Raw genomic sequence first — 13,096 nt, 5'->3', positions numbered from 1 at the left:
GAAAGAAATACTTTCTAACATAAGAAATGAAAGGGTGAAGGAATATGGCAAAGAAAAATAATATTGCTCGAAACATTGCGATTGGTGTAGCTGCAGGTGTAGCTGTATCTATGTTGAAGAAAGAAAACCGTGAAAAAGTAAAAAATACTGCAGAAAAAGCAAAAACAAAGATGATTGAAATTGGTGAAAATGCAAAGATCAAAGAAAAAGTGCAAACTGTTACAGATAAAGGACGCGAACTTGCTGATTTAAATGTAGTGAAAGCAAAAGTAGCAGAAATTAAAAAATTGACGCCGTCTGTTGTAGAGACGTTAAAAGAAACGAAAGAAATTTTTAGTAAGAAAAAGGTTGAGCCAGCAGAGAAGCCAGAAACGATTGAAATTCAAGCTGTTTCTCCAAAAGTAGATGAACTGAAAGCAGAAGAAGAGCCGGTAGTTGCTGAAGATGGCGGTATGAAAGAAGCGCGTGAACTATTTATGAAAGACTCCAATGTAGAGGAAAAAAAAACTGAAGCGTACATTGAGTTGAAGCAAGATAAAGAAGAGAAGAAAAGCGTTTAACCATATATGAGAAAAATTTTAGAAAAGGTGAGAAGAAATCGTACGTATTCGTTTGGTAAAGATTTATATGACCGAACGATGCGCGATGATGTAGCGGGCTTGGCAGCACAGCTCGCTTATTTCTTCTTGCTTGCGATTTTTCCTGGGCTTGTTTTCTTAATTACGCTTCTTGGATTCATTGACCTTCAAACAGAAAGTGTGCTCAACTTATTAGAACCGTACGTACCCGAAGATGCAATGTCTTTAATTGAAGTAAACGTTGATAAAGTTGTAAATGAGCAAAATGGTGGTTTATTATCATTTGGTTTATTATCAATGCTATGGTTTGCTTCAAATGGTGTAAATGCGGTGATGAATGCTTTTAACCGTGCGTATGATGTAACAGAAACACGTTCTTTTATTAAAACGAGGGCGTTATCAATTGTATTTACATTAGCGATTATTTTTATGATTGTGTTTGCACTAATTGTTCCAGTGTTTGGACAAGTCATTGGGGCAGCTGTATTTAAAGCAATTGGTTTATCGGATAGTTTTTCTTACGTGTGGAGTATTACGCGTTTAGTAGCGAGTTTCTTCGTGTTATTTGCATTGTTTAGTTTTTTATATACATTTGCACCAGATCGAAAATTAAAAAGAAGAGAAGTCATTTCAGGAGCAACATTTGCTACTGTAGGATGGATTGTGGTATCGTACTCATTTGCTTATTATGTAGATAAGTTTGCGAATTACGCCAATACATATGGTGGTCTCGGTGGTATTATTATTTTAATGTTATGGTTTTACTTAACTGGATGGGTAATTTTACTTGGCGGTGAAATTAATGGTTTACTCCATCATTATAGGACGGGTGACAATAATTCCCGTAATGAAAAGTGAGCTCTTGTTCCATAATAATAGGGAACAGGGGGGATATTTCATGAGTAATAATAAAAAGAATCACAACAATAAAAATAACAATAAACAAAAGAGTAGTTCGCATCCAAAGCATAAAACGAGTGGTAGTGCAAACGGGCATAATAGCTACCATTAGAAAAAACGGGTCCTCTAAGGGACCCGTTTTTATTTATTTCCTTTTAATAATCGTAAGCCATTTAAAATAACAAGAATCGTACTTCCCTCATGCCCGATAACACCGAATGGAAGAGCTAAAAATTGTAAGAAGTTTGAACAAATGAGCATTGCAATTACAGCTAGTGAAAAGATTACGTTTTGCTTTACAATACGGTTCATTCGTTTTGATAAACGGATTGCTTGTGAAAGTCGAGATAACTCGTTTTTCATAAGTACAACGTCTGCCGTTTCTAAAGCTACGTCTGTTCCTTCTCCCATCGCTACACCAATGCTAGCGGTAGCGAGTGCAGGGGCATCATTTATACCATCTCCGACCATTGCTACTGTCCCGTATTTTTCTTTTAGCTTTTTAATCGTTTCCACTTTTGTTTCTGGTAAGCATGATGCGTAATACTCCTTTATGTTACTTTCAGAGGCAATAGCTTTTGCTGTTTCTTCATTATCTCCAGTAATCATAATTGCTTCGACACCGATACTTTGTAATTCGCGAATAGCAGCTATCGTTTCTTGGCGAAGTGTATCTTTTAAAGCGATAAGTCCAAGGATGCCATCCTCGTCACTAATATAAACGACAGTTTTACCTTCTTTTTCAAGGGAAGCAGAAATACCATTATGAAATGTCTTTGTTTCTTCATCGATAAAATCAGCTTTACCTATTTTATAAGCTTTGTTTTCGAATGTTCCTTTTAGCCCAAAACCAGTTACATCTTCAACGTTTTCTGGTTTTTTTAATGTAATGTCATACGCATGTTGTGCATACTTCACAATAGATTCGGCTAAAGGATGTGTAGAGTGACTTTCAATTGCTGCTGTAATAGAAAGTACTTCTTTTTCTGTCATATTTTCTCGAACATATACATCTGTTACGGTAGGTTTTCCTTCTGTTAATGTTCCTGTTTTATCAAAAGCAATTGCTTTTACTGAAGCGAGACGTTCTAAATGTATGCCACCTTTAAAGAGAATTCCATTTCTTGCTCCGTTAGAAATTGCAGATAATGTTGCTGGTGTAATGGCAGCAACGAGTGCACAAGGAGATGCGACTACAAGTAAGATCATAGCGCGATAAAACGTTTCATTCCAGCTCCAATCTAGTACGAAATGAGGGACGAACATCATAAGCGCAACAACGAGTAGTACACCTTTTACATATGTTCCTTCAAACTTTTCGATGAATAGTTGTGATGGTGATTTTTCACTTTGTGCACTTTGAACGAGACGAATAATCTTTTGGAATAATGTTTGATCACTCGGCTTCGTAATTTTAACTTCGATAGCACCGCGTAAATTTACAGTACCAGCAAATACTTCATCACCATGTTTTTTTTCATTTGGAATAGGTTCACCAGTAATCGCTGCCTCATCGATATTTGTTTCACCGCTATGAATCGTACCGTCAGCAGGAACGCGCTCACCTGGCTTAATTAAAATAATGTCGTTAATTTGTAATCGTCCAACAGGAACACGTTCTTCAGTTCCATTTGAAATACGTAATGCTTCTTCCGGTTGTAAATCAAGAAGCGCTGAAATTTCTTTTTGACTTTTACTTAATGTATAAGATTCCATCGCACCGCTTAGTGCGAAGATAAAGATTAAAATGGCACCTTCTGCCCAGTAGCCAATAATTGCAGCACCGATAGCAGCAAAGAGCATAAGCATTTCGACATTTAGCTCTTTCTCCTCAATTGTATCTTCAATACCTTCTTTTGCTTTTGCATATCCACCAACTATATAAGCAAGGATATAGCAAGTAATGCCTACATTCATTACATCGTTCTTTGTGAATAACCAACCAGCTAAAATGAAAATACCAGATGCGATTGCAAATATAAGTTCATAATGTTTCTTTAATGTATCCCATAAAGAGGGATGAGAAATAGACTTTTGTACTTGTAGTGTTTTTACTTCTGAGTTCATTACTACTCGCTCCTTCCAAATTCTTATTGAGAAAAATAATCAAAATCGAAACCCCTATAAAACGACGAAAGCTGCCATCCATAATGGATAGCAGCATTTCTGTTGAATCTGTTTTTAACAGTTATTATGTTGTAATTATTCTATAGTATAGCATATGTTTTCGTTAGATGATATGTTTTTGTTTGCATATAAACTGAAAACTTGTGTTTTCACACTTCCTTTGGTATATATGAATATTGTTCGTAAAAAAGATCGGAAAGGAAGACAACAAGTGAAGACAGAGAAATTTTTTACCCATCCGATTGGCGTATTTATTGCTGCAATAGTAGCAACTTTTTTATGGGGAAGCGCATTTCCTTTTATTAAATTAAGTTATGCTGAACTTGGAATTCAGCCACAAGAAGTTGGGGAGCAAATATTATTTGCTGGTTATCGTTTCTTCTTATCTGGGGTTATGCTTTTATTCTTCTTTAAAGCGTTAGGAAAAGATATGAGCTTCAAAAAAGGAACGGGGAAGCAGTTAGTACAAATTGGCTTATTTCAAACATTTCTTCAATATATATGTTTTTATATTGGAATGAGTTATAGTTCTGGCATTGAAGGAGCTATCATTTCAGGAACATCATCATTCTTTCAAATTTTACTTGCGCACTTCTTATATAAAGACGATGCGCTCAATATGAAAAAAATAATTGGAGTCTCTATCGGATTTTGTGGTGTCGTTTTAGTAAATGTACCGAGTGATGGTAGTTTGTCATTCCATTTCGGAATTGGTAGTTTATTACTTCTGAGTGCAGCAATGTTGTACTCGTATGGGAATATATTGGCGAAAGAAGGTAGTAAAACATTAGATGTTGGCTATATGACAGCATACCAAATGATTTTTGGTTCTATCGGGCTATTATGTATAGGGGGTTTGCAAGTTGGAGTCATGCCATTTACATTTAGTGTACATGCAATACTTATGCTTATCTACTTATCTTTCTTATCCGCAGCAGGCTTTTGTATTTGGAATACAATTATGAAGTACAACAAAGTTGGAAAAGTATCAATGTACATGTTCTTTATACCCGTATTTGGTGTGTTATTATCGAGCATGATTTTAGGAGAAGCAATTCATTCATTTGTATTATTTGGTTTAGCATGTGTAGCCGTGGGAATTATCGTGGTGAATCGTACGCCAGCTAAGCAGAAAATGGAGCAAGAAAAACAAGTAGCATAAATAACAGAAAACCGATTACAATGGAAGAACAGTACTGTTCTTCTTTTTTTATGTAGAAAAAGGATAATAGACTAGGTATAACGAAAAAAGATACAAAAAGCATTTATTGGGGAGAACGTGTTATGAATCTACTTTACATGGTGTTAATTGCACAAATCATTCTTTTTTTAATTGGTGTAATTTATGCAATAGGACAGACAAAAAAGAAAAGAAATAATATGCCGTTACCTTTAGCGGTGCGTCTTATTCTTAGTTTTTCTTTAACAGCAAGTGCAATTTGGATATGGTTACAAGATCCATCAGTAGATTATAGTACGTGGGTTGCACTAGGTATGACGTTATCAACTGTAGGGGATTTATTTATGGCAGGTTTAATTCCAATTGGTCACAGGCTAATTGGAGGGATGATTACTTTCGCGCTTGCGCATTGTTTTTATGTAAAAGCATTTTTGCAAACAGGCATTTCATGGAATGGTTTTTGGATTGGTTTACTCGTATACGGACTCTTTCTCATTATAGGATGGTTCTTTTTTATTCGAAATGAGAAACAAGATAAATTGTTTACGATAGGGGCGCTAATTTACGGATTGTGGGTTGGAGGAATGGCTTGCTTTGCATTCGCCTTATACTATGAGAATACAGGAATATGGTGGATACCAGCTTTTGGTGGTTTACTATTTGTGATTTCTGATTTTATTATTGGCGTGACAGATATTGGAGGGCGCAAATTAAAGTATGAACCACTTTGGATTTGGTTTACATATGTAGCGGCTCAAATGTGTATTGTATATGTGGGAATATAAAAAGATACTCTTCGAATAGTGGATAGACTATTTGAAGAGTATCTTTTTTGTTACTATGCTACAATGTTTTTTTGTTGTAGAGCAGAAAGGCTGTATTCATCTGCTGCTTTATAACCTTGGGATAATAAATCATTGATGTAAAGCTTGTTGTAAATAAAGCAGAAGACTAAGTTAGAGAATCCGAATGTAAACATACTAGCGACTAAAATAATTAAAAACCATTTCCAGTCTCCGCGGAATATAGCAGGGAAGAAACCAAAGAAAAATACAGTCCAACTAAAACCAATTTTTGCTTGTTTAATTTGACCGGTATTTTCATTTTTAAGCATAACTTTCATAGAAAAAGTCCTCCTAAGTAACTAAAAATATAATGATAAATGCAAGGTATAGTATATCAAAATAATACATTCTTGAATATTATTATTTGTATTTTTGTAATATTGTAATTTCGCAATTCGGAATCTTGTGGAAAATATACAGTTGAAGTCTTTATAATAAAAGTAAAAAAACGATGAGATGGTGGAATGATGCAAAAGAAAAAACGTTTGCGTGAATTCTTTGGAACAATTGCAATTGCTTGTTTGCTCGTGCTTTTGGCGAAAATTTTCGTATTTTTTCCTACGACTGTAAAAGGGGCGTCTATGAAGCCAACGTTACAAGATGGGGATAAGGTGATTGTGAATAAGTTGGCAAAGAAATTTGAAAGTTATGGGAGAGAAGATATTATTGTTGTAAAGACAGATAATTTTTATGTGAAAAGGGTTATTGGTTTGCCTGGCGATGTTATTGAGGTGAGAAATGATCAATTATATGTGAATTATGAAGTGATAGAGGAATCGTATTTGTATAGTAATAAAAAACAAGCTGAAAAAAAACTTATGAATTTAACGGAGGACTTTGGACCGATTACAGTTCCTAAAAATAAGATTTTTGTTATGGGAGATAATCGCTTAATAAGCAGAGATAGTAGAAATGGTTTAGGACTCATTGATAAAGCTGATGTATTAGGAGAATTAGCAGCAATTTATTATCCATTTGAACATATGAAAATAATGAATTAAAGTAAAAAACCAAGCAAATTTCAGTTTGCTTGGTTTTTTATGTTAAATCGTAGGAGACTCATTAAATTCATAGACGTCTTCATTGTTTTTGTGCGTACTTAAAACGAATTTGTGCTGTAATAGTTGCAGTTTAAAGAATGCTAACGGATCGTGATAAGTTTCTGGATTGCTTCTTAACGTTGCTAATGTTTGCTCGTCTTCCTGTATTTCAAGTTGAGCGGCTTCTACATTTTGTTTCAATATGCTAAGTGGATCTTTAAAGAACATCATGATATCTCGTTCTAATGCGCCTTCAAATACTTCAAATTGAAGGAAGAATTGTTTTGAGATTGTTTGAGCAATTTCCGTATAGTCTTCCGTTTCAATGTATTGTTTATATTTGTTTGCAAGCATAGATTGATTCTTTTGCATGTTACCAAATAGTTTTCCTGCACTCTTTAAGAAAAATTGTGTCGGTGTAAAGCGTAATAAAATATTGATGTTCGATACTGTAATTCTATTTGTCATACGTACAACATCTCGATGCCAATCATCTAGTAATTTGAAATCGCAAGGAAGTTTCATACGTTCTTCTTTATATAATTTATTAAACGTTTCACTCATTTCATCTAAATAAGATTGAGCTTGAATAAATTCATTATGCGCTGTTTCAATCCACTCTTGAATAAACCCAGTAAATTTAGGGAGAAGCACTTGCTGTACATGTTTTTGAATTCGTTCGTTCATCGCAGTATTTAATTCTTCATGAACTAATTTGAAATCACTATCTTCTTGAACAAGGTCAGAGCAGCTCTGTAATAATTCAGGAATTTGAGAATGGATATCTCTTGTGATTTCTTCTTTCGTTAAAAGATAAGATTCTGTAATAGAACGAATTTTATCTTTTTCAAGAGCAGTAAGATTGTTAATAAATCCGTTTAGTTTTACTGAGATATGTTTATTCCAGCGTACTGATTTGACTAATGTATTTTCTAATTCCACACGTTCATTTACAAGGTATGCGATTGTCTTTTGAGTAAACCATATTAGCTTTTCGATACGTTCTTGTTCTATATCTCGTTCTGCTAGATTAGAAAGAATAGACTCTGTCACGTCCCCAAGTTGCTGGCTTCCCTCTTGTGAAGGAGAGTATGGGAAGAACTGCGCATTTGGGAAATGGACTTTCATCTTACTCATTAGTTTTTCATTCGTACCCGCACTATTTGTATGTAATACGAAATGAATTTGTAAGTTTGGTACTTGTTCACGTAAATAAAGTAATGTATCAAGTTCTTCACCATGTAACGATGAAGCAGAATTTAATACGTAAATAAGGCTATCTGCGGCTTGTAAGTATTCAAAATATGAGCTGTTTTTATCCACTTGTCCTCGAACAGATGGTGTAACAAGAAATGCAAATTTATTCTTTCTCAAAAATCTACTTGGTAATTTAATTTCTATACATTTGTTCTCAAGTTCTGATTGTTCAGGTGTAGCCATTATTTGATGGAATTCATCAAAGTTCGGTATATTGTGCACATCTAACGCAGTGAATTCTGTTATTTCAGTTTGGCTATCATCTTTAAATAGAATAGGAGTTGTTATAGTTTCAGTTAAGATGTTCTCTCCTAATATTGAATTGACGAATGATAATTTATCATGGTCACTAGTTCCCGAAATTAGTAATTTTGTAACATTTAAATCACATAGTTCATGAACGAGTAACGTAAATTGATGACTTAAATCTACATCATTTTTTTCAGCCCATACAGCAATTGTTTCGAATAAATGAGAAACAGTTTCCATATTCACATTTGTTTCAGCTGTTGAATTAGAGAGTAGGGCTCCCGCACTTTTTACGAGTAATGACTCTAAAGTTGTAGGTGAAACTTCATTCCACGCTAACACTGCAGCAGAGACGAATAGGGCGTCTTTTGCTCTCGTTAAACTAAACCAATTTGTTAATAAGTCAGGTACAAGTCCTTGCATTTCATGCATGAAATGTTCACCAGTAATTAATTCAAAGTACGTATCTTGATAGCGTTCAACAATTTCATGCCAATCGTCATTGTTGTCTGTCTCAATATGTAAGAATAAATGATTGATTGTTTGAATCCAAGGTAGATGTGACTTTTCATTTTGATAGCTGTTCCAAAGAGCGATAACAAGTTCCTTAAATTGGACTTGATCAATTGCATATAAAGCTTTTAAAGATTCATAGAAATATTCTGGTTTGATTTGTTTCGTAAATCCTTGATTCACATAATTAATTAAAGTATCGAACCAGTGTAATGATTTTGTTCGAATTCCTTCTTGAACGGCAAGTTCGATGGCATTATTCCAATCTTCTTGTTTTTCATAGAACGAGCGAGCAATTGAAGTAATATTTGGATAGTCAGGTTGAAATGCAACAGCTTCACTAATCGTCTTAAATGCTAGACCTAAACGATCTTGTTCGATATAAAGAGAAAGAAGTTGTAAGGAAACTTCCATTGTAAGAGTTGTATCTTCCGTTTGGATAGATTGATACATTTCTTCTGCTTTTGGTAAGAATCCTAGTTCAAAATAAGCATCTGCAATATTTTTGGTTGCCCAAAGTGCAAGCTCGTTATTTACTTTCTCCCATTTAAATATCGCTGCTTCAAAGTCTTTATTTTGGTAATAAAATTCACCTTGAGCAAAGCGAATATTAGAAATGTTGGAGAATTCATTTGTAGATTCATTTATATATGCTTCACCGAGTACTTCTGATACTGGAGTAGAAGTTTCTTCTGTTAAAAATGTTTTATAGTAAACCTTTTGGATAAATTGATTTTCAATGGTCATGTTCGTTCCCCCTGTATAATTTAGAAAAATGATGTTGTATGTAAAGGGTGCATGTTCTTTTAATAGGTAGAAGTTGCATTATATCGACCAAACTGTGTTTTTGCTAGGTATATCATTTTTCCTGAGAGTTAAACCGTTGCGAAAAGTAACTTTCCTTTATTGTAACAAAAAAACAAGCATATGAATTTTTATTTTTTAATCATGGTATTTGTGGATAGTAAGATTAGTCCTTCAAGAGGAGATGGATATAAGAAAAGAAGGCGGGAGTCTAAGTCTAGCACATGATTGATGTCACTGATTAATAGTTCAATTTCTGCCTGCTAAAGGAATGGATAGAAGTAGAGTTCATTATAAAAACAATGTATAGTGAATATGTATACCATGTTTGTCTGAAAGATAGAAAGGGCACAATGTGGAATAACGATCGTGTATAGGATGTGTCTTCCGAATGGAACAACATATTGGCGAGTTAATCGCACATTATGGGTATTTTGGAATTATTATAGCTTTAGCTGGCGGGATTGTTGGATTACCGATACCAGACGAGTTTTTATTGACCTTCGTTGGTTATAACGTTTCAAAAGGCGTTATGTCAGGAACTGCTGCGTTTTTAAGTGGGATGGCTGGTGCGATGTTAGGCATTACATTAAGCTACATATTAGGTTTAAAACTTGGACTCCCTGTTTTAAAAAAATATGGACCGAAAATTAGAATTAAAGAACATCACATTGAAAAAACACATATTTTATTTGAAAAATATGGCCCATTTCTTTTAATAGTTGGTTATTTTATCCCAGGAGTACGTCATTTAACAGCGTATTTTGCTGGGATGTCGAATTTAACACTTTGGCGTTTTTGTTTGTACGCTTACGGTGGTGCACTTATTTGGATAAGTGTTTTTATTGGACTTGGCTGGAAGTTAGGAGAGAAGTGGCGTTTCGTTGAGTATAGTTTGCATCATTATGGAATATGGATTTTATCCATTTCAGTAGTTGTTACATGTGTCGTATGGTTTTACATAAAGAAAAAGAAAAACCGCGAGTAGCGGTTTTTTAGCTGAAAGCGATAAATAGTACACCAGCTGTAATAAAGACAACACCAATACCAGTCATAAAGTTTAATTTTTCGCCGAGTATAATCATAGCGAGAATGATAGAAAATACGACGCTTAATTTATCGACAGGAGCTACTTGTGAAACTTTTCCTGTTTTAAGGGCAAGAAAATAAAATAGCCATGACGAAGCACCTGCAATTCCGCTTAATGTGATAAAGAGAAGTGCTTTTTTATTTAGTAGTACGTCGCCAATATTTTGAAATTTACCTTGTATAATAATAACGCCTACCATAAATAATGCCATGATAATAGAACGAACCGTCGTAGCAACATTGGCATCGATTCCATCTAAACCAATCTTACCGAAAATAGATACAAGGGCAGCAGCAATTGCTGATAATAGTGCGAATAAGAGCCATGAACTCATAGTAAAATTCCTCCAATCTTACATTATTATACATGAAAATCATTCTCATGTATAAAGTGAATGGGGTTTTACCGCCTCGCAAAGAGCTGGATAGATAACGAAATAATCCCCACCTTATATTTTTCATAAGGTGGGGATTATTATACTACTCTGCAATTTCTTCATATAAAAAGTACGTTACATTATAAATATGTTCTACTTCATCGTCTGTCATAAACAATAATTCGTCACGCTCAATCCCTTTTTTCTTTTCGATAAACTCAATCATGTTTTTACGTTCTTCTCTTTTCATCAATTTTATTTCTCCTCTCAATCTGTTTTAATACAGTTTATTTAAGTTACTGCTATTATATAACAGAATCTTTAGAAAGTTCCACCTATTTTATTGTTTTTTTCAGAAGAACTTTTCGACAAAACAAGCCCACCTAAAGGGGGCTTGTTTTATCTTATAGTCGTAAAAACTCGGGTTCCGTCGTACCGGCACCATCGATGTAATAAATTGTATCGGGATTGATTTTAATTAGTACATAATTAGGGTCTTCAGGACCGAGTAACCAACGTTTTAAGCTATTATTCCAAAACTTGTTTTTTAATGTTGAGTCTTCCTCGATGGAGGCTAAGCCTTCCACTTCAATATAATCTTCATCTAATTTTTTTCCTTCACGACCAAGTAGTACATGTACATTTGGATTGTTTTCGATATCTGTTATCTTTTTTGATTGTCGATCTGTTGCAACATACAGTACAAAATCTTCGTGGAAAAACATCATAAAGGCGCTATGTGGTTTCTCATTTCGTACTGTAGATAATACACCGGTACGTTGACCTTGAATAATAGTTGCGATTTTTTCTTTTAAGTGCATAATTTTAACCCCTTTTCATAATTTATAATTCTGTCTGCTTCAACAAGGTAATTTAAATATCTTTCATACTGTTTTCTTCAATCCGATTTTTTAAACGTAATTGTGATGAAATCGGACAAGTTAGGAGAAGAATAATAATAATATCGAGGAGAAATACATACGATGGAAGGATGAAAAGCATGTTTAATAAAATATTTCTTATAGTGGCGCTTATAGGTGTACCATTGTCTGTACTTGGGAAAACACTTCATTGGCCTCAAACAATTATGTTTGCTGTGTATTGTATTACGATTATCGCATTAGCGGGTTTTATGGGGAGAGCGACAGAAAGTTTGGCAATTGTATCTGGTCCTAGAATAGGTGGATTATTAAATGCTACTTTCGGTAACGCTGTTGAACTAATCATTTCGATTTTTGCACTACAGGCAGGATTAATTGAAGTTGTGTTAGCTTCTTTAACAGGTTCTGTACTTGGAAATTTATTATTAGTAGGAGGGCTATCCTTTTTTGTAGGAGGGCTTAAATACAAAAGACAAAGTTTTAATGTATATGATGCAAGGCATAATTCGGCTTTATTAATCTTTGCTGTAGTAGTAGCATTTGTTATTCCAGAGATTTTTTCAATGAAAATGGACGCTGGAAAGACGTATCAATTAAGTATTGGTGTCTCGATTATTATGATTATTATGTACCTTGCTGCATTGCTATTTAAGTTAGTTACGCACCGTGGTGTATATCAGCATAAAAGTGATGAAGTCGCTCATGAGGAAGAACCAGAGTGGTCGAAAGGGAAAGCATTACTCATTTTAGCGATAGCAACAATTGCGGTAGCTTATGTGTCAGAGGCGCTCGTGCATACATTTGAGACAGTTGCAAAATCATTTGGTTGGTCAGAATTGTTTATAGGTGTTATTATCGTTGCGATTGTTGGAAATGCAGCAGAACATGCATCTGCAATTATTATGGCGTATAAAAATAAAGTAAATATTGCAGTTGAGATTGCGATAGGTTCTACATTACAAATTGCCATGTTTGTTGCTCCTGTATTAGTACTGCTTTCTATGTTTTTCACGCAAAGGATGCCTTTAGTATTTACAATACCAGAACTTGTTTCTATGATTACAGCTGTTTTCTTAACGATTGCGATTTCAAATGATGGAGATACGAACTGGTTTGAAGGCGGTACTTTATTAGCTGCGTATGTCATTATGGGAATTGGTTTTTATTTATTATGAAAAATAGGCATAACAATTGTGCTCAGAGAAAACAATAAACGAAGTAGTATATATACCTTTATGTAGGAAGGAGCCAGACAG

The 13,096-nt window shown here is 34.4% G+C and carries 13 protein-coding genes; 7 read left to right on the top strand and 6 right to left on the bottom strand.

Annotation, left to right across the window (positions count from 1 at the left end):
• Positions 1 to 44: 44 nt before the first annotated feature.
• Positions 45 to 560 (top strand): DUF4075 domain-containing protein, encoded by a 516-nt coding sequence (locus FH036_RS16490; RefSeq protein WP_001085393.1) that lies wholly within the window; start codon positions 45 to 47, stop codon positions 558 to 560.
• A gap of 6 nt (positions 561 to 566) precedes the next feature.
• Positions 567 to 1,436, top strand: coding sequence for a YihY/virulence factor BrkB family protein (locus FH036_RS16485; protein WP_001226530.1), 870 nt, complete (start codon positions 567 to 569; stop codon positions 1,434 to 1,436).
• 183 nt (positions 1,437 to 1,619) lie between these two features.
• On the opposite strand, the gene FH036_RS16480 is transcribed toward FH036_RS16485, so the two are convergent.
• Positions 1,620 to 3,545, bottom strand: coding sequence for a heavy metal translocating P-type ATPase (locus FH036_RS16480; RefSeq protein ID WP_139895999.1), 1,926 nt, complete (start codon positions 3,543 to 3,545; stop codon positions 1,620 to 1,622).
• 271 nt (positions 3,546 to 3,816) lie between these two features.
• On the opposite strand from FH036_RS16480, the gene FH036_RS16475 reads away from it, so the two are divergent.
• Together FH036_RS16475 and FH036_RS16470 are read left to right on the top strand one after the other, a co-directional pair.
• A complete protein-coding gene (locus FH036_RS16475) occupies positions 3,817 to 4,767 on the top strand; it encodes a DMT family transporter (protein WP_070807270.1) in 951 nt (316 codons plus the stop codon).
• Positions 4,768 to 4,889: 122 nt separating this feature from the next.
• A complete protein-coding gene (locus FH036_RS16470) occupies positions 4,890 to 5,570 on the top strand; it encodes a lysoplasmalogenase (RefSeq protein WP_001051052.1) in 681 nt (226 codons plus the stop codon).
• Between the two features lie 53 nt (positions 5,571 to 5,623).
• Here FH036_RS16470 and FH036_RS16465 read toward each other — a convergent pair whose 3' ends face one another.
• Complete coding sequence (locus tag FH036_RS16465; protein WP_000867043.1) at positions 5,624 to 5,908, bottom strand: hypothetical protein; 285 nt, start codon at positions 5,906 to 5,908, stop codon at positions 5,624 to 5,626.
• Positions 5,909 to 6,094: 186 nt separating this feature from the next.
• Here FH036_RS16465 and lepB point away from each other — a divergent pair, with 186 nt between their 5' ends.
• Positions 6,095 to 6,631: a signal peptidase I gene (gene lepB / locus FH036_RS16460; RefSeq protein WP_070805155.1), complete on the top strand. Its 537-nt coding sequence runs from the start codon at positions 6,095 to 6,097 to the stop codon at positions 6,629 to 6,631.
• A 42-nt stretch (positions 6,632 to 6,673) separates the two neighbouring features.
• Here the strand turns inward: lepB and FH036_RS16455 are convergent, their stop codons facing one another.
• Complete coding sequence (locus FH036_RS16455) at positions 6,674 to 9,436, bottom strand: tetratricopeptide repeat protein (protein WP_000151439.1); 2,763 nt, start codon at positions 9,434 to 9,436, stop codon at positions 6,674 to 6,676.
• Positions 9,437 to 9,884: 448 nt separating this feature from the next.
• On the opposite strand from FH036_RS16455, the gene FH036_RS16450 reads away from it, so the two are divergent.
• Positions 9,885 to 10,481: a DedA family protein gene (locus tag FH036_RS16450; RefSeq protein WP_000434856.1), complete on the top strand. Its 597-nt coding sequence runs from the start codon at positions 9,885 to 9,887 to the stop codon at positions 10,479 to 10,481.
• Between the two features lie 7 nt (positions 10,482 to 10,488).
• Here FH036_RS16450 and FH036_RS16445 read toward each other — a convergent pair whose 3' ends face one another.
• The 3 genes from FH036_RS16445 to FH036_RS16435 all read right to left on the bottom strand — a co-directional run bounded on the left by FH036_RS16445 (position 10,489) and on the right by FH036_RS16435 (position 11,780).
• Complete coding sequence (locus tag FH036_RS16445; RefSeq protein WP_000100304.1) at positions 10,489 to 10,917, bottom strand: EamA family transporter; 429 nt, start codon at positions 10,915 to 10,917, stop codon at positions 10,489 to 10,491.
• 145 nt (positions 10,918 to 11,062) lie between these two features.
• Entirely contained in the window at positions 11,063 to 11,209 is a 147-nt protein-coding gene (locus FH036_RS16440) for a BH0509 family protein (protein ID WP_000817786.1), read from the bottom strand.
• 154 nt (positions 11,210 to 11,363) lie between these two features.
• Positions 11,364 to 11,780 carry a pyridoxamine 5'-phosphate oxidase family protein gene (locus FH036_RS16435; RefSeq protein ID WP_000550219.1) on the bottom strand — a complete coding sequence of 139 codons (417 nt, stop codon included), beginning with the start codon at positions 11,778 to 11,780 and terminating at the stop codon, positions 11,364 to 11,366.
• 179 nt (positions 11,781 to 11,959) lie between these two features.
• On the opposite strand from FH036_RS16435, the gene cax reads away from it, so the two are divergent.
• Positions 11,960 to 13,015 (top strand): calcium/proton exchanger, encoded by a 1,056-nt coding sequence (gene cax, locus FH036_RS16430; protein WP_000482144.1) that lies wholly within the window; start codon positions 11,960 to 11,962, stop codon positions 13,013 to 13,015.
• Positions 13,016 to 13,096 lie beyond the last annotated feature (81 nt).

It is taken from the genome of Bacillus sp. CD3-5 (assembly GCF_006349665.1).
In the GTDB taxonomy this organism is placed as follows: Bacteria; Bacillota; Bacilli; order Bacillales; family Bacillaceae_G; genus Bacillus_A; species Bacillus_A paranthracis.
This window is presented reverse-complemented; position numbering and strand designations above follow the sequence as displayed.